We start from the raw sequence: 15,769 nt of genomic DNA, 5'->3' as shown, positions 1-15,769 counted from the left end.
ACCCGGACGTTCAGCCTCAATAGCGGTTTTGCGAGATTCGTTCGACCGCTTCGCTGAGTCGGTTCACGGCTGTGACCTTTACGCCCTTGTCCTTGACGGTCAGGACCGGCGACAGGGCCTGATCGAAGCCCAGCTTCTGGGCCTCGCGCAGCCTTGCCTCGGCGCGGCCGACGGCGCGGATTTCGCCGGACAGGCTGATTTCGCCGAAGACGACGCAGCCCTGCGGCAGGGGCATGTCCATGGCCGAGCTGATCAGGGCCGACGCGGCGGCCAGATCGGCGGCGGGTTCATTGATCCGCAGGCCGCCCGCGACGTTCAGATAGACGTCCTGATCGCCGAAGCTGATGCCGCAGCGCGCCTCCAGCACAGCCAGAACCATGGCCAGACGGCCGGTGTCCCAGCCGACGACCGCGCGGCGGGGCGTGCCGTAGGCGGATTTGGACACCAGCGCCTGCATCTCGACCAGCACGGGGCGCGAGCCTTCGATGCCGGCGAAGACCGCCGCGCCCGGCGCCCGATCATTGCCCTCGCCGAGGAAGAGGGCGGAGGGATTGCTGACCTCGCGCAGTCCGCCGTCGCCCATCTCGAACACCCCGATCTCGTCGGTGGCCCCGAAGCGGTTCTTGCCCGCGCGCAGGATGCGGAAGGGATAGCCGCGCTCGCCCTCGAAGCTCAGAACCGCATCGACCATGTGCTCGACCACCCGGGGACCGGCGACCTGGCCGTCCTTGGTGACGTGGCCGACCAGAATGACCGCCGGGCCGCCCGACTTGGCCAGCCGCACCATCTCGCTGGCGCAGGCCCGGACCTGGGTGACCGAACCCGGCCCGGCCTCATGAACGTCGGACCAGAGGGTCTGGATCGAATCGACGATGACGATGTCGAATTTCTCGCGCTTCAGCGTGCCGAGGATGTCGCGCAGGGCCGTGGCCGAGGCCAGCTCGACCGGCGCCTTTTCAAAGCCCATGCGGCGGGCGCGGGAGCGGATCTGCTCCACCGCCTCCTCGCCGGAGATATAGGCGACGCGGCGCCCGGCGAGGGCGGCCCTGGCGGCCACTTCCAGCAGCAGGGTCGACTTGCCGACGCCGGGGTCGCCGCTCAGAAGCAGGGCCGAGCCCGGCACCACGCCGCCGCCGCAGACCCGGTCGAACTCGGTGACGCCGGTGACGATGCGCGGGGGCTCGGGCGTGTCGGACTGCAGCGTCTCGAAATTGAGGCCCTTCGCCCGGCTGGTCGCGGCGGGCTTCAGCGCGCCGGGCGGGGCCGAGCGGCTCTCCTCGACAATGGAGTTCCATTGCCCGCAAGCGCTGCACTGCCCGGACCATTTGCCGTGCACCGCCCCGCAGGACTGACAAACATATATTGCGCCGTCTCTAGCCATGGGGTTGGCTTACAGGAATCGGCGGGGCCGGGGCAGGGTGCCTCGAGAGCCATACGTCCAAAAATGACGCATAGGTTCCCATGTCGCTTCAGACCTTCATGATCCTGTTCGGCGTGACCTGGGTCATCGCCATGGCCTATAGCCTCAGCGCCGTCCGGCTGATGTGGCGGGTGCGGACCCTGAAGAAGGACGGACGGGCGACCGCCGCGCCTGATCCGCTGACGAATTCGCTTGAGGTGTTCGGTTTCATCGGCTGGCTGCTCGGCGGTCGCTACCCGGAGCTGGGCGACGAGATTGTCACGCGTTGGGCGGGGATCGCGCGGGTTCTGTTCATCATCGCCGCGCCGATGATCGTCGCCGTGTTCGCCATCGCCCTGACCCAGCAGGACGCCCTCAACGCCCAGTTCTGACCCCACCGGGTCAGGCGGGCCTGGCCCGTTCGCGCAGATACCAGTCCGCGGTTCTGGCGATGCCCTCCGCCATGCTGACCCGGGTGCGGCCGCTTACCCGGTCGATGGGGCTGACGTCGTAGACGTACTCGGTGAGCATGTTGTCCAGCCGCTGGCTGGTCAGCGGGAAGCGCACGCCGCGACGGGTCATGGCGTCACCGGCCCGCGCGAGCCCCCGCGCGAGCGGCTCCGGCAGGGTGGGGATGGCCTTGTGGAAATGCCGGGCGAAGCCGCCGGCCCATTCGCGCAGGTCGATGGGCTCGCTGTCCGCCAGATAGAAGGTGCGACCGGCGACCTGCTCCGCGGGCGCCGTGGCCAGCGTCTCCAGCTGATCGACCAGGTTGTCGATGTAGGAATAGGATTTCATCAGCGGGCGTCCGCCGACATGGAAATAGAGCCCCTTGCGGATCATGCCCAGAATGGAGGCGTAGTGGGGGCTCATGCCCGGCCCCCAGATCGTGGTGGAACGAAAGATCACCCATTCCTTGCCGCCACCGGAACGGGCGCGAACCATCTTTTCGCCCACGACCTTGCTTTCGCCATAGCCGCCTTCGGGGAAGTAGTCGGTGTCGGAGGCGGGCGGTCGGCCCGGCTTGCAGACCAGTTGTGATGACGCCCAGATCACCCGCCGAACCGTGGGCGAGCGCTGGACCTCGTCGAGCAGGTTGCGCACCCCGACCGTGTTGGCCGCATAGCCGTTGACAGCCTCGCCCTTGAGATCGGTTTCGGCCGCCAGATTGTAGATGACATCCGGGCGGAAGGTCTCAAGCGCATGCCGGATGGTGGCGGGATCGAGCAGGTCGCCCGCGATCGAGAACGGGCGGGGTTGGCGACTGAAGCCGCAGACCTCATGCCCAAGTCCGCTGAGATGCTCCATCAGAGCCTTGCCGACGAAGCCCGAGCTACCGGTCACAAGCACACGCATCTGTTTCCCCGATCACGCGAGAGGCGTTCTCGCTTGAGCGGGCTCAACTTGCGGGGGAAGCTCGGGTTCCGTGTGTTCGAGTGTTAATTCTCTATGTCCGGTTGCTTACATAGCAAGCTGTGCAGTCAGCCCAGAACTGACGGCGATCAAATGATCCGACAACGTGCCTGACTTCTGTAAGCTTGAGTTTATTGGAAATAGTTGTGCGGTTATCCGGGGGTCGTCCGCTACCCGACGTAGAGGCGCGGAACTCTCACCGTAACCGAGGTCAGCAGCTCGTAGCTGATGGTGCCGGCGGCGGCGGCGGCGTCATCCAGCAGACGGTTGGCGCCGTACAGTTCGACCCTGTCGCCGACGGCGACGTCCAGATCGCCGATGTCCACGGCGCAGACGTCCATCGACACCCGTCCGACGATCGGCCGCAGGGCGCCGCCGACGAAGACCTGTCCCCCGGGGCTGTAGCTACGGAGCAGGCCGTCCGCATAGCCCGCCGCGCAGGTCGCTATGCGCGTCGGGCGGACCGCATGGAAGCCGCGCGAATAGCCGACGGTTTCACCCGCCGGGACATCCCGGACCTGCAGCACCTCCGCTTCCAGGGTCGCGACGGCCTTGATGCGGGGATCGGGGCGGCCTTCCGGGCCGCCGCCGTAAAGGCAGATGCCCGGACGCAGGGCGTCGAAGGCGTAGTCGGGGCCGAGGAAGACCCCGCCCGAGTTGGCGAATGAGCGGGTCGCGCCGGGATACCGTTGCGCGGCGGCGGCGAAGGCGTCCCGCTGGCGGGCGTTCATCGGCTCATCGGGGTCGTCGGAACAGGCCAGATGGCTGAGCACCAGATCCAGACCGTCAAACGGCTCGGGCGCGTCCCCGGGACGGAAGCCCAGACGGTTCATGCCGGTGTCGATCTGCAGGCCGCAGGCGCCGCCGTTCGCGGCCCGCCACTCGGCCAGCTGGTCCGGCGTGTTCAGCACGGGGCGCAGGTCCGCCGCGATCAGGCGGGCGGCATGGCCCGTCAGGCAGCCGTCCAGCACATGGATCACCGGCTCCGGCCCCAGGGCGCTGCGCAGGGCCTCGCCCTCGGCGGCGCGGGCGACGAAGAAGGTGCGGGCGCCCTCGGTCATCAGTCGCGAGGCGCAAGCGATCGCGCCGAGGCCGTAGCTGTCGGCCTTCACAACCGGGTGCACAGGCACGCCGCCCACGGCCTCAAGGGTGTGGAAGTTGGCGGCGAGCGCGTTCAGGTCGATGGTCAGCGTGGCCGGGGAGGGCATGGCTCCATCTGTAAGCCCGCGCTTGTGCGATGCAACACGCCTTCCGCCTACAGACGGTCGAAAGCGGTTCCGGAGGCGTCGAACAGGTGGGCCTGATCGGCGGGGACGGCCAGCGTCAGGGCCTCGCCGGTCTTCGGCCGCACGTCGCCGGGCAGCTGAAGCGTCAGGGCCGTGTCACCATAGGCGGCGTAGGCGAAGGTGGCGTGACCCAGGGTCTCGGCGAAGGTGACCTCGGCCTTGATGTCCCCGGCCTTGCCGCCGCTGGTCAGGTGTTCGGGACGAATGCCGACGGTGACGGCGTCTCCGGCCTTGGCGGCGGAGGCGTCGACGGAGACCTTCAGGGTGTCGCCCAGCGCCGTTTTCACCGTCGCGGCCTTCGCGGTCGCGGTGACGATTTCGGCGGGGATCAGGTTCATCTTCGGGCTGCCGATGAACTCGGCCACGAACAGGTTACGGGGGCGCTCGTACAGCTCCATCGGCGCGCCGACCTGTTCGATGATCCCGCTGTTCAGCACCACGATCCTGTCCGCCAGCGTCATCGCCTCGACCTGGTCGTGGGTGACGTAGATCATGGTCGTCTTCAGCCGCTCGTGCAGCCCCGCGAACTCGTAGCGCATGCGGACCCGCAGGGCGGCGTCGAGGTTGGACAGCGGCTCGTCGAACAGAAAGACCTCGGGCTCGCGCACGATGGCGCGACCGATGGCGACCCGCTGACGCTGGCCGCCGGACAGGGCCTTGGGCTTGCGCTCCAGATAGTCGGTGATGTTCAGCGTTTCGGCGGCGGCGCGCACCCGGCGGTCGATCTCCGCCTTGTCCGCCTTCGCAAGTTTCAGCCCGAAGGCCATGTTTTCATACACGCTCATGTGCGGATAGAGCGCGTAGGACTGGAACACCATGGCGATGCCCCGGTCCGACGGGGACAGGTCGTTGACCGTGCGCCCGCCGATGGCGATCTCGCCGCCTGACGCCTCTTCCAGACCGGCGATGGTGCGCAGCAGGGTCGACTTCCCGCAGCCCGAGGGGCCGACGAAGACGACGAACTCGCCGTCCGCGATCTCCAGATCGATTCCCTTCAGCACCTCGGTCGTCCCGAAGCGCTTGGTCACGCCGGTCAGCCGGACGTCAGCCATGTTTCCTGCCCATTACAAAACTGGTCGGCTCGCGGCGTTGCCCGCCGTCTGAACCCTTCAAATGCCAGCGTAAACGGTTACAGCCCCGGATCAATGGTCACGCGCGGGGTGACACCGTCGCGGGGTCTGGTAGGGACAATGGATGCCCGTGTCGCCCGTTCTCCAGTCCCTCCGCGCGGCCACGGCCGATATTCACAGCGCGATCGAGACGGAGGCGGACGTCGAGCGCCGGCTACGGAATCTGGCCGAACGTCCCGAAATGGTGGGCCAGTTTCTGGTTCTGCACAGGGCCGTGGAAGACGCCATCGCGCCATGGCGGTCGGCGTTCGGGGCGGAAGGGTACGAACCTGACCGTCGCTCGCCGCTGATTCTGGCCGGGCTGGACGCGCTCGGCGCGCGCCCCCCCGAGCATCGGTCAGCGGCGGCCCTGCCGACCTATGGCGAGGCCATCGGCTGGGTCTATGTCGTCGAGGGTTCGATGCTCGGCGGCCGCGTCATGCGCAAGGGCATGATCCGCGACAGCATACCCCTGACGGGGCTTGAGTTTCTTGTTCCGTGGGGCGATGAAACCGGATCACGTTGGCGCGCGTTCATGACGCTGATGGAGACTGTGTGCGCTTCGGGGCGGGCGATGCAGGATGATATCCTGAAGGGCGGAACGGACGCGTTCGATCTCGCTTTCAGACTTCTGGTTCCACCTGCCCGATAGAAGTTCGAGTGCATGACCGACGCCGCGGGGGTTGAAGACCGGCTTGATCTCAATTCCTGCGACCGGGAACCGATCCACATCCCGGAAGCCATTCAGCCTCATGGCCTGCTGCTGGTGCTGGACGGCTCTGATCTGACGGTCACCCGTGAGGCGGGCCGCATCAAGCGCATTACGGGACACGACAGCTGGATCGGCCGGGCGGTTCAGGGCCTTCTGGGTGAGGTCATCACGACCCGTCTGCAACGGACCGGGGCCGGAACGGACGGTTTCGTCGGGCGCTGGCGCGGGGCGAACGGTCTCGACTATGACGTCATCGCCCGCCCGCACGGCGAGGTTCTGATCGTCGAAATCGAGCAGAGTTCGCAGGGCGCGGAGCCGGGGATCGAACTGATCAGCCGGCTGGACGCGGCGGGCGCGGCGTTCGAGCGCGCGACCAGCGTGCGTGGGGTCTGCGAGAGCGCCGCCGCCGCCTTCCGGGCCCTGACCGGTTTTGACCGGGTGATGATCTATCGCTTCCTCGACGATGAGGCGGGGCAGGTGGTGGCGGAGTCCCGCTCGTCCGAGGTCGAGTCCTTCCAGAACCACCACTTCCCGGCGACGGACATTCCGAAGCAGGCGAGGGCGCTGTACCTGCGCAATCCGGTCCGGGTGATCCCCGACGCGACCTATCAGCCCGAACCCCTGCGCCCGGCGGCGGATCGGCCGCTGGACATGAGCGACTGCGGCCTGCGCAGCGTGTCTCCGGTGCATCTCCAGTATCTGGCCAATATGGCGGTGCGGGCCTCGGCCTCGGTGTCGATCATCGTCGACGGCGAGTTGTGGGGGCTGGTGGCCTGTCACAGCGCCAGACCCCAACTGTTGCCCTATGAACTGCGCATGGCCTCGACGACGCTGGCGCGGGGCCTGGCCCGCCAGATCAAGGCGAAGGGCGACGCGGAGCTGTATCGGGAACGCATGCGCCTGCGCCATCTCGAGGACGAGCTGATCGGCCATCTGTCGGCGGACCGCCCGCTGGAAGACGCGCTGGCGGACAACAGCCGCGATCTGGCCGATCTGACCGACGCCGACGGTCTGGCCATTGTCGGACCGGACCGCCAGTACCGGTTCGGGGTGACCCCGTCGGAGGCCGAGGTTCGCGATCTGGCCCGGTGGGTGGCGGATCAGCCCGGACTGCGCCCCGTGGCCACCCACGTCCTGTCTCAGCGTCGTCCGGAAGCGGCCGCCTTCGCCGCGCGGGGCAGCGGCCTGCTGGCGGTGCATCTGCAGGGCGAGCGCCCCCTGACACTGCTCTGGTTCCGGGCGGAGATCGTTGAAACCGTGCGTTGGGCGGGTGATCCCTCGACGGCCCGAAAGACCGGGGACGGCGGCGTCCTGACGCCCCGCAATTCGTTCGAGGCCTGGTCCGAAACGGTGCGCGGTCGGTCGCGGCGCTGGACCCCCGCGCAGGTCGAGTCCGCCGGTCGTGTGCGCGACGCCCTGATCGACTTCGCCTCCGTGAGCCAGCTGCGCAATCTGAACCGCTCGCTGCAGGCCTCGCTCAGCGAGCGCGATCTGCGTCTTGAGCAGCAGGAGTTCCTGATCCGGGAGGTCAATCACCGGGTCCAGAACAGCCTGACGCTGGTGTCCTCATTCCTGGGGTTGCAGGCGCGACAGGCGGACCCGGCGTCACAGGCCCAGTTGCTGGAGGCGCGCCGTCGGGTGCGCGCCGTTTCGATGGTGCACAGTCGTCTGTACCGGGCCGAAACGGGCTCCACGGTCGATCTGGAGCGCTACTTCGCGGAGCTGATCGAGGATCTGGGCGCGTCGGTCGGCGCGGACTGGTACGCCCAGCTGGAGCATGACCTGACGCCGGTTTCGGTGGAGGCGGGGCGGGCGGTGACGCTGGGACTGGTCCTGACCGAACTTATCATCAACGCCCAGAAATACGCCTATGACGGCAAGCCCGGCCCGATCCGCATCCGACTGTCAGAGGACGGGCGGAACCTGCGCCTCGCGGTCGAGGACGACGGCAAGGGCGGGCACAAGGCCGGGCAGGGCTTCGGCTCGATGATGATCGAGAGCCTCGTCACCCAGTTGAGCGGTCAACTGGACTACCGCGACGGCGAACCGGGCCTTCATGCGGTGCTGAAGGCCCCGATCACGCTCGAGGGCTGATCAGCCGCGTGGCTTGCCCTTGAAGGGCGGCTTGCCGCCGGGCTTTTTGAAGCCGGGCCTGGGTTTGCCGGTCCACGGGCGATCACCGCCGGACGCGGCGCCGTCGGCGCGGGGCTGCCAGGGCTTCTTGTCGCCCTTCGGCTTGTCGACCCAAGGCTTCTTGCCTTCAGGCGTGGGCGCATCCTTGGTGCGCTTCACCCACTTCTTTTCGCCGCCGTCGGCCGCCGGAGCGTCGGCGCGATCCGTGCGCGGAGCCCAAGGCTTCTTAGGCGCGTCGCCCTCGGTGCGCTCCTCGCGGGCCTTCCAAGGCTTCTTCGGCGTATCGCCGGTCTGACGATCCTCGCGCTGGGCCCAGGGCTTCCTGGAGCCTTCGCCTTCAAAGCGCGGCTTGCGGAAGGGCTTGTCGCCACGCTCGCCTTGCGGCTTGTCCCATTTGCGCAGGCTCTTTTCACCGGCGGCCGGAGCCACGGCGTCCTGAATGGTCACGCCCTCGTCGTTCGGCTGGGCCATGGCTGCGCGGAACTTGGCCTCGGCGTCGGCGGTGATCTCGAACTTGGTCTCGCGGTCGAAAATTTTGATCGAGCCGACGTCGCGTTTGGTGACGTGGCCCAGACGGCAGATCAGCGGCAGCAGCCACTTCGGATCAGCGTTCTTCTCCCGACCGATATTGACGCGGAACCAGGTCATGTCGCCGCCACGGGCGAAGTCGACCAGCGGGCCGTCGCGTTGGCCGCGCTCGTTCACGCCCGTTTGCTGGGCGCGCTTCATGCGTTCGTCGTCCTGCACGTCCTCGGGCGGCGGCAGCTTCTCGCGGTACAGGCGGATCAGGGCGGCGGCGACGTGCTCGGGCGAGGTCCGCTCCAGCAGCTCCTTGCCCATGGCCAGCGATTCCTCGTCGGCCTCGGCCATCAGGACCGGATCGGTGAGCATGCGCTCGTGATCCTTGGCGCGGATTTCGTCGGCGGACGGGGCGCCCGACCACTCAGCCTTGATCGAGGCCGAGTTCAGCATCATCTCGACCTTGCGGCGGCGGGTATGGCTGACCATCAGGACGGAGACGCCCTTCTTGCCCGCGCGGCCGGTGCGGCCCGAACGGTGCAGCAGGGTGGCCTTGTTGACCGGGATTTCGGCGTGGATGACCAGACCCAGATCGGGCAGGTCCAGACCGCGCGCGGCGACATCGGTGGCGACGCAAACGCGGGCGTGGCCGTCGCGCAGGGCCTGAAGGGCCTCCGAACGCAGGGACTGGGTCAGTTCACCCGACAGGCCGACGACGGAGAAGCCGCGCTCGCGCAGGCTGGCGGTCAGGTGCTTCACCCGCTCACGGGTGTTGGCGAACACCAGGGCGCCGGGGCTTTCGAAATAGCGCAGGACGTTGACGACGCCGTGCTCGATCTCGTGCGGGGCGATGCGGATCGCCTTGTATTCGATGTCGCCGTGCGAGGCGTTCTTGACGACCGTGTCGATGCGGAAAGCGTCGCGCTGGTAGGTCTTGGCCAGTTCGGCGATATCGCGCGCGATGGTGGCCGAGAACAGCAGGGTGCGGCGCTCGGCCGGCGCCTGATCCAGAATGAAGGTCAGGTCTTCCTGGAAGCCCATGTCCAGCATTTCGTCGGCCTCATCGAGGACGACGGCCTTCAGCTCGGACAGGTCCAGCGCATCGCGCTCGATGTGGTCCTTCAGGCGGCCGGGCGTGCCGACGACGATGGCGGCGCCCCGGTCCAGCACCCGGCGCTCGGCGCGGGGGTCCATGCCGCCCACGCAGGTGGCGATGCGGGCGCCGGTGTTGGCGTAGAGCCATTCCAGCTCTTTCGACACCTGCAGGGCTAGTTCGCGGGTCGGGGCGATGATCAGCGCGGCGGGGGCGCCGTTGTCGGCGAATCGCTCGGCGTCGCCCAGCAGGGTCGAGGCGAGGGCGAGGCCGAAAGCGACGGTCTTGCCGGAACCGGTCTGGGCCGAAACCAGCAGGTCACGGCCCTGTTCGGCTTCCAGAACCGCGGCCTGGACGGCGGTGGGCTCGGCATAGCCGCGTTCGGAAAGCGCGCGGTCAAGCGCGGGATGGCTGGCTGGGAAGGGCATGGGCAGGGTCCGTAGGGCGCCAACGCGGCGCACGCCAGCCTTTCCGGCGGGCGAAGGGCGGGGCTTGTGCGCTGCAATAAAGGCGGAAGCGCGGCCCCGCTAGCAGGGTTCTGCCGAATTCTGAACGGCGTCGATGGACGGGGACCGTCCGGGCGGGTCCGCGCGCGCGGTGATCCTGCGCCCGCCGGTCGCGTCAGTTCATGATGTGAGGAGAAATGGTGGATGTGACAGGGATTGAACCTGTGACCCCCTCGGTGTGAACGAGGTGCTCTCCCGCTGAGCTACACATCCATCTTTCGGGTCCCGAAGGCCGTGCGCCGTCCGGGGAGGCGGGGGACATAGCCCGACCTCCCCGATGGTGCAAGCGTCAGATTCCGGAAGCCTTCACCGTCTCGGGAGATTCCGCATCAGGATCGCCCGGCAGCCAGGCCACGCGGCCGTCATAGACATCCTCGTTGAGGATGTTCTCCTCCTTCGCGACCAGCACGGGGACCAGCATCTGACCGGTGACGTTGGTCATGGTGCGCATCATGTCGATGATCCGGTCGATGGCGACGATGTAGCCGATTCCATCCAGCGGCAGGCCGGCGGTGGCCAGGGTCAGCGTCAGCATGACGATGGAGGTGCCGGGCACGCCCGCCGTGCCCAGCGAGCCCAGAACAGCGGTCAGGCCGATCAGCACATACTGGGTCAGGCTGAGGTCGATCCTGAAATACTGGGCGATGAAGATGGCAGCGATGGCCGGATAGATGGCGCCGCAGCCGTCCATCTTCACACTGGCGCCCAGAGGCACGGCGAAGGCCGCATAGGCCTGCGGCACGCCGAGGCGTTCGACGGTCTGGCGCAGCGTGACGGGCAAGGTGCCCAGCGACGAGGAGGTGGCGAAGGCCGTCTGCATGGCCGCGAAGGCGCCGCGGAAGAAGCTGCGCACCTTCAGTCCGTGCAGCTTCAGCAGGCCGGAATAGACCACCAGAATGTGGAAGGCGCAGGCCACATAGATGGCGATGATGAACTTGCCGAGCGGCAGCAGCGCCTCCCAGCCGTAGCCGCCGACGACCGATGCGATAAGGCCGAACACGCCGATGGGGGTCAGCTGGATCACCCAGCGGGTGATGCGGAAGACGACGGCGGCGCCTTCATCGACCAGCCGCCGCACGCCCTGCGCCCGGTCGCCCAGCGCCACCAGCGCCGCGCCGACCAGCGCCGAGAAGAAGATGATCTGCAGCACCTTGCCTTCGCTCAGGGCGGCGAAGGGGTTGGTGGGGACGATGCCGATGAGCACCTCCAGCGGCGTCGGGATTTCCCGCTCGCGCACCGTGCCCAGCGGCAGGTCGCTCAGGCCCAGGCCGGGGTTGATGATGTGGGCGACCGCGAAGCCGACCAGCACGGCCAGCAGGGAGGTGATGGCGAACCACACCACGGTCCGCATCGCCAGACGGGCCGCGCCCACGCCCTCGCCCAGCTTGGCGATGGAGCTGGCGATGGTGAACAGCACCAGCGGCGCCACCACCATGCGGATCAGGTTCAGATAGACGTCGCCGATCGGTCCCAGCCAGGTCTCCGCATGCTCCCGCAACAGCAGACCCGCGAGAATGCCGAGCGCGAAGCCCGCGGCGGTGCGCTACCAGAGCGGGATGGCGAAGAGGCGACGGAGCATGGGATCAGCCTTGGGGAGGGCAGGGCCGACCAAGATGTGGGCCGCCGCGCCGAACCGCAACCGTCGCGGCTGCGATCCGGCGTTTCAGGCGATCAGTGCGTGCCGTCGTTGAGCATGGAATAGACCCTGGCGTAGTCGCCGCGGGCCTCGGCGCCGCGCAGGAACTTCACCCGCTCGACCAGAATTTCGTCCGCCCCGCCGGCCTCGAACAGCGACAGGCTTTCGGCGGTGAAATCGGCCAGCGGCATGGAGTTGGGGTTCTCGGCGTGGCCGGGCATCAGGTCGGTGGCCACGGCGGGCGGCGCCCATTCCAGCACCTCGACGGAGGTGCCCTTCAGTTGGGTCCGCAGAGACTGGCTCCACGAATGGATGGCCGCCTTGGTCGCCGAATAGGTGGGGGTGGCCGTGAGCGGCACGAAAGCCAGACCCGACGACACGGTCACGACCGTCGCCCTCGGCTTCGACTTCAGGTGGGGGAGCAGGGCGGCCGTCAGTCGGATCGGCCCCAGCAGGTTGATGGCGATGGTCTGTTCGACGACGTCGAGGTCGATGGCGTCAGCGGTCAGGTCCTCGGCCTGCATGATCCCGGCGTTGTTGATCACGACGTTGAGGTCGGGGTGGGCGGCGATGACCCGGTGGGCGAAGGCGGTCACGTCGGCGGCGTCCGCGACGTCCAGCGTCTCGACCGCCATGCCGGGATTGGCGGCGGCGACGGCCTCGAGCGCGTCACGGCGGCGACCGGCGATGATGACCTTGGCGCCCCGCGCATGCAGGGCCTCGGCGATGGCCTTGCCGATGCCCGAGCCGCCGCCGGTGATCAGGATGGTGTCGTTACGGGTGTCCATGGGAGTGCTCCGTGATCTGTAAGTCCGATGGGCGATCATCTATACCTGACACTCTCCATCAGAAAGTAGGCACCTGAACGTGCTATACTTACCGAAAGGAAAGTTATGCCCACCCAAGGTGCTCCGGCCCACAGTCGTCCCGACCACCCGCCGCTCGATCCGCGGGTGGAGGCGCTGGTCAACGACGTGATCGGCCGGGTCGCGGACAAGTGGACGATGATCGTGCTGGAGGTGCTGACCGAGCATGGCGAGCTGCGCTTCACGCGCATCGGCGAGCTGAGCGGCGGCATCAGCCAGAAGATGTTGACCCAGACCCTGCGTCAGATGGAACGCGACGGCCTGCTGATCCGGACGGTTCACCCTGTGATCCCGCCGCGCGTGGAGTACCGGCTGACTGATCTGGGCTTCACCCTGTCGGAGGCCTTCTGCGGGGTCTGGCTGTGGGCCGAAAAGAACCTTGATCGTATCGAGAGCGCGCGTCAGGCATTTGACGCCGCCAAGTCGGCGGGTTGAAGTCATGTCAGGCGAGCGTTTAACGGCGTTTGTGTCGGCTATGCTTGAGGCCGAGAACGATGGAAACAACTACGCGGCTATCGCACTCGGGCTGACGCTTCCGGATATTTGCGGCTCCATAGACCAGCCCGGGAATGGGAAGAGCCAGCAGCGCTATATAGCGTGGTGGGATGCTTACCCAGGCGCGTACTTCAACGAGTTGTTTTCAGACCCGGCTGATCCGGGGCTTATCTCGGGAGTTGATGCCTGGGCTCTGAGGTGCGCGTTTTTGCATTCGGGCCAAGACAGACCGTCTGGCAGCAAACCGGTGAAGCGAGTTCGCTTCATTAGCGAGCGGATCGGAAGCGCCGGCAGCGATGCCGTCAACGGCGTCGTCTATGTCGCCGTGGATCTTTTCGTCAGGGCTGTGCAGCGCGGTGTGGAGCGGTGGCTGGCTGACAAATCGGGCGACGAAGACGTCGGTGACCGGTTGCAGCAGCTTCTGCAGATCATGTCTCCGGATGAGTTCTACGATCTCATCATAGATGCGGTCGCGATCAACTAGCCGGATTGTGGGTCACGGCGGCAAGAGCAGTTTCGATTTCATCGAATCGGTCGATCAGCACCGTGCCGCCCAGTTCGGCGGGCGGGATCGGGCTGTAGCCGAAGGTGCAGACGATGCAGGGCAGGCCCGCGTCGCGCGCCGCGCCCGTGTCCGGGGCCGCATCCCCGACCATGACCGCCCGCGCCGGATCGCCGCCGGCCATGCGCACCGCCTCGATCAGATGCGCGCCCGACGGCTTGCGGGCGCTGACCTTGTCCGGTCCGACGATGGCCGCGAAATGCCGGGTCAGGTCGAGCTTTTCCAGAAGGATTTCAGACAGGTCCGTCCGCTTGTTCGTCGCCACGCACAGGACGGCGTCGCGCGCCGCCAGCCGCTCCAGCGTCTCAACGACACCCGGAAACGGTTTGGAGTGGTCGGCGATGTGTTCGACGTAGTCCGCCAGAAACGCCTCGAACAGGGCCGGGGCGTGGGCCTCGTTCCAGCTCGCGCCCGCCCGCTCGAACCCGTGCTGCAGCAGGGCTCGCGCGCCGCCGCCGATCAGCTCTGACGCGCTTTCCATCGGCGCCTCGGGCAGGCCGTGCTTCACCAGCATGCGGTTCAGGGTGCCGACCAAATCCTCGTGGGTCTCCACCAGCGTCCCGTCAAGATCAAAGGCGACGGTCCAGCCTTCGAGGTCGCGCGTTGTCATGGCCCTGTCTCCCGTCGCCGGTTCGGATGGTCTAAACCTTGGGCCTGACTATCGACCGGACCGATTCATGACCACCCAGACCGAAAGCCGCGCCGCCATCATCCTCGCCGCCGGGCAGGGGACGCGCATGAAGTCGCCGCTGCCCAAGGTGCTGCACCCGGTCGGCGGTCGCGCCATGCTGGATCACGCCATCGACGCCGCCGAGGCGCTGGGCTGCGAGCGGATCGTGGTGGTGGTCGGCTCGCATTCGCCGGAAGTGCGCGCACACGTGGTGAAGCGTCTGGGCGAGGACGCCATCGCCGTGCAGGACCCGCCGGCCGGCACCGGCCACGCCGTGCGCGCCGCCGAGGCCGTGCTGGGCGACTTCAAGGGACAGGTGGTCATCACCTATGGCGACGTGCCCCTGCTGCGCGCCTCGGACATCGAGCCGGTCTTCGGCGAGAGCGAGGGCGTGCGGGTCATCGGCTTTGAGGCCCGCGATCCGGGCGCCTACGGCCGTCTGGTCATGGACGGCGAGACCCTGACCGCCATCACCGAGGCCAAGGAGGCCTCGGCCGAGGTTCTGGCCATCACGACCTGCAACTCGGGCGTCATGGCCGCGCCGGTCGGCCTGCTGTTCGAACTGCTGGCCGAGGTTAAGAACGACAACGCCAAGGGCGAATACTATCTGACCGACGTGGTCGAGCTGGCCCGCAAGCGCGGCGCCCCGACCCGCGCCGTCATGGCGGCGGAGGACTCGGTCATGGGCGTCAACGCGCAGGCCGAACTGGCCGTCGCCGAAGCCCTGTTCCAGAAGGTCCAGCGCGAGACGTTCATGGCGGCGGGCGTCACCATGCCCGCGCCCGAGACCGTCCACTTCAGCTGGGACACCGAGGTCGGCGGCGGCGCCACCATCGAGCCCTATGTCGTCTTCGGCCCCGGGGCGAAGATCGCGGGCGGCGCCCGCATCCGCAGCTTTAGCCACATCGAGGGCGCGACGGTCGCCGGCGGCGCCGAGGTCGGCCCCTACGCCCGCCTGCGTCCGGGCGCGAAACTGGCTGAGGGCGTGAAGGTCGGCAATTTCGTCGAGGTGAAGAACGTCTCGATGGCCGCCGGCGCCAAGGCCAACCATCTGGCGTATCTCGGCGACGGTGAGGTCGGGGTGAAAGCCAACATCGGCGCCGGGACCATCTTCTGCAACTACGACGGCTTCTTCAAACACCGCACCGTGGTGGGCGAGGGGGCCTTCGTCGGCTCGAACAGCTCTCTGGTCGCCCCGGTCACCATCGGCGCGGGCGCCATGGTCGGCTCCGGCTCGGTGATCACGGCCGACGTAGCTCCGGGCGACCTGGCCCTGAGCCGCGCCCCCCAGACCGCGCGAACCGGCTGGGCGACGAAGTTCATGGAGATGATGCGGGCGAAGAAGGCGCGGGGTTAGTCGCCCTGATTGC

General features: G+C 67.7%; 13 protein-coding genes, 1 tRNA gene and 1 pseudogene. 6 read left to right on the top strand and 9 right to left on the bottom strand.

Features of this window, described 5'->3' with window-relative positions; genetic code table 11:
• Positions 1 to 16: 16 nt before the first annotated feature.
• Entirely contained in the window at positions 17 to 1,381 is a 1,365-nt protein-coding gene (radA, locus tag ACODRV_RS11735) for a DNA repair protein RadA (protein WP_488908436.1), read from the bottom strand.
• 80 nt (positions 1,382 to 1,461) lie between these two features.
• On the opposite strand from radA, the gene ACODRV_RS11730 reads away from it, so the two are divergent.
• Positions 1,462 to 1,791 carry a hypothetical protein gene (locus ACODRV_RS11730; RefSeq protein ID WP_488908435.1) on the top strand — a complete coding sequence of 110 codons (330 nt, stop codon included), beginning with the start codon at positions 1,462 to 1,464 and terminating at the stop codon, positions 1,789 to 1,791.
• A 10-nt stretch (positions 1,792 to 1,801) separates the two neighbouring features.
• Here the strand turns inward: ACODRV_RS11730 and ACODRV_RS11725 are convergent, their stop codons facing one another.
• The 3 genes from ACODRV_RS11725 to ACODRV_RS11715 all read right to left on the bottom strand — a co-directional run bounded on the left by ACODRV_RS11725 (position 1,802) and on the right by ACODRV_RS11715 (position 5,150).
• A complete protein-coding gene (locus ACODRV_RS11725) occupies positions 1,802 to 2,755 on the bottom strand; it encodes an NAD-dependent epimerase/dehydratase family protein (protein WP_141626759.1) in 954 nt (317 codons plus the stop codon).
• Between the two features lie 227 nt (positions 2,756 to 2,982).
• Entirely contained in the window at positions 2,983 to 4,020 is a 1,038-nt protein-coding gene (gene alr, locus ACODRV_RS11720) for an alanine racemase (protein ID WP_488908434.1), read from the bottom strand.
• Positions 4,021 to 4,067: 47 nt separating this feature from the next.
• Positions 4,068 to 5,150 carry an ABC transporter ATP-binding protein gene (locus ACODRV_RS11715; RefSeq protein ID WP_488908433.1) on the bottom strand — a complete coding sequence of 361 codons (1,083 nt, stop codon included), beginning with the start codon at positions 5,148 to 5,150 and terminating at the stop codon, positions 4,068 to 4,070.
• Between the two features lie 148 nt (positions 5,151 to 5,298).
• Here ACODRV_RS11715 and ACODRV_RS11710 point away from each other — a divergent pair, with 148 nt between their 5' ends.
• Positions 5,299 to 5,859 carry a biliverdin-producing heme oxygenase gene (locus tag ACODRV_RS11710; RefSeq protein ID WP_488908432.1) on the top strand — a complete coding sequence of 187 codons (561 nt, stop codon included), beginning with the start codon at positions 5,299 to 5,301 and terminating at the stop codon, positions 5,857 to 5,859.
• Positions 5,860 to 5,871: 12 nt separating this feature from the next.
• Positions 5,872 to 8,013 carry a histidine kinase dimerization/phosphoacceptor domain -containing protein gene (locus ACODRV_RS11705; protein ID WP_488908431.1) on the top strand — a complete coding sequence of 714 codons (2,142 nt, stop codon included), beginning with the start codon at positions 5,872 to 5,874 and terminating at the stop codon, positions 8,011 to 8,013.
• Here the strand turns inward: ACODRV_RS11705 and ACODRV_RS11700 are convergent, their stop codons facing one another.
• The 4 genes and pseudogenes from ACODRV_RS11700 to ACODRV_RS11685 form a co-directional block, all read right to left on the bottom strand.
• Positions 8,014 to 10,092: a DEAD/DEAH box helicase gene (locus ACODRV_RS11700; RefSeq protein WP_488908430.1), complete on the bottom strand. Its 2,079-nt coding sequence runs from the start codon at positions 10,090 to 10,092 to the stop codon at positions 8,014 to 8,016.
• 216 nt (positions 10,093 to 10,308) lie between these two features.
• A tRNA-Val gene (locus tag ACODRV_RS11695) sits at positions 10,309 to 10,383 on the bottom strand.
• Between the two features lie 76 nt (positions 10,384 to 10,459).
• Positions 10,460 to 11,698, bottom strand: a pseudogene (locus ACODRV_RS11690) (dicarboxylate/amino acid:cation symporter); the annotation flags it as partial.
• A gap of 143 nt (positions 11,699 to 11,841) precedes the next feature.
• Positions 11,842 to 12,594 (bottom strand): SDR family oxidoreductase, encoded by a 753-nt coding sequence (locus tag ACODRV_RS11685; protein ID WP_488908429.1) that lies wholly within the window; start codon positions 12,592 to 12,594, stop codon positions 11,842 to 11,844.
• 105 nt (positions 12,595 to 12,699) lie between these two features.
• Here ACODRV_RS11685 and ACODRV_RS11680 point away from each other — a divergent pair, with 105 nt between their 5' ends.
• The gene (locus ACODRV_RS11680; protein ID WP_488908428.1) at positions 12,700 to 13,107 is read left to right on the top strand and encodes a winged helix-turn-helix transcriptional regulator; all 408 of its coding nucleotides are present in this window, start codon (positions 12,700 to 12,702) and stop codon (positions 13,105 to 13,107) included.
• 4 nt (positions 13,108 to 13,111) lie between these two features.
• On the top strand, positions 13,112 to 13,651 hold the full coding sequence (locus tag ACODRV_RS11675; RefSeq protein ID WP_488908427.1) for a hypothetical protein: 540 nt from the start codon (positions 13,112 to 13,114) through the stop codon (positions 13,649 to 13,651).
• Here ACODRV_RS11675 and ACODRV_RS11670 read toward each other — a convergent pair.
• Positions 13,644 to 14,339 carry an HAD-IA family hydrolase gene (locus ACODRV_RS11670; RefSeq protein WP_488908426.1) on the bottom strand — a complete coding sequence of 232 codons (696 nt, stop codon included), beginning with the start codon at positions 14,337 to 14,339 and terminating at the stop codon, positions 13,644 to 13,646. The two genes, ACODRV_RS11675 and ACODRV_RS11670, sit on opposite strands and share 8 nt — an antisense overlap.
• Positions 14,340 to 14,406: 67 nt before the next feature.
• Between ACODRV_RS11670 and glmU the strand changes: the two genes are divergently transcribed.
• Positions 14,407 to 15,756: a bifunctional UDP-N-acetylglucosamine diphosphorylase/glucosamine-1-phosphate N-acetyltransferase GlmU gene (glmU, locus tag ACODRV_RS11665; protein ID WP_488908425.1), complete on the top strand. Its 1,350-nt coding sequence runs from the start codon at positions 14,407 to 14,409 to the stop codon at positions 15,754 to 15,756.
• Positions 15,757 to 15,769 lie beyond the last annotated feature (13 nt).

It is taken from the genome of Brevundimonas sp. FG8, from assembly GCF_057808845.1.
This window is presented reverse-complemented; position numbering and strand designations above follow the sequence as displayed.

Coding starts and splice junctions, on each gene's coding strand:
- ACODRV_RS11705 (WP_488908431.1), top strand. CDS start 5,872: ATGACCGACGCCGCGGGGGTTGAAGACCGGCTTGATCTCAATTCCTGC.
- ACODRV_RS11725 (WP_141626759.1), bottom strand. CDS start 2,755: ATGCGTGTGCTTGTGACCGGTAGCTCGGGCTTCGTCGGCAAGGCTCTG.
- ACODRV_RS11675 (WP_488908427.1), top strand. CDS start 13,112: ATGTCAGGCGAGCGTTTAACGGCGTTTGTGTCGGCTATGCTTGAGGCC.
- radA (WP_488908436.1), bottom strand. CDS start 1,381: ATGGCTAGAGACGGCGCAATATATGTTTGTCAGTCCTGCGGGGCGGTG.
- ACODRV_RS11700 (WP_488908430.1), bottom strand. CDS start 10,092: ATGCCCTTCCCAGCCAGCCATCCCGCGCTTGACCGCGCGCTTTCCGAA.
- ACODRV_RS11670 (WP_488908426.1), bottom strand. CDS start 14,339: ATGACAACGCGCGACCTCGAAGGCTGGACCGTCGCCTTTGATCTTGAC.
- ACODRV_RS11715 (WP_488908433.1), bottom strand. CDS start 5,150: ATGGCTGACGTCCGGCTGACCGGCGTGACCAAGCGCTTCGGGACGACC.
- ACODRV_RS11730 (WP_488908435.1), top strand. CDS start 1,462: ATGTCGCTTCAGACCTTCATGATCCTGTTCGGCGTGACCTGGGTCATC.
- ACODRV_RS11685 (WP_488908429.1), bottom strand. CDS start 12,594: ATGGACACCCGTAACGACACCATCCTGATCACCGGCGGCGGCTCGGGC.
- ACODRV_RS11680 (WP_488908428.1), top strand. CDS start 12,700: ATGCCCACCCAAGGTGCTCCGGCCCACAGTCGTCCCGACCACCCGCCG.
- alr (WP_488908434.1), bottom strand. CDS start 4,020: ATGCCCTCCCCGGCCACGCTGACCATCGACCTGAACGCGCTCGCCGCC.
- glmU (WP_488908425.1), top strand. CDS start 14,407: ATGACCACCCAGACCGAAAGCCGCGCCGCCATCATCCTCGCCGCCGGG.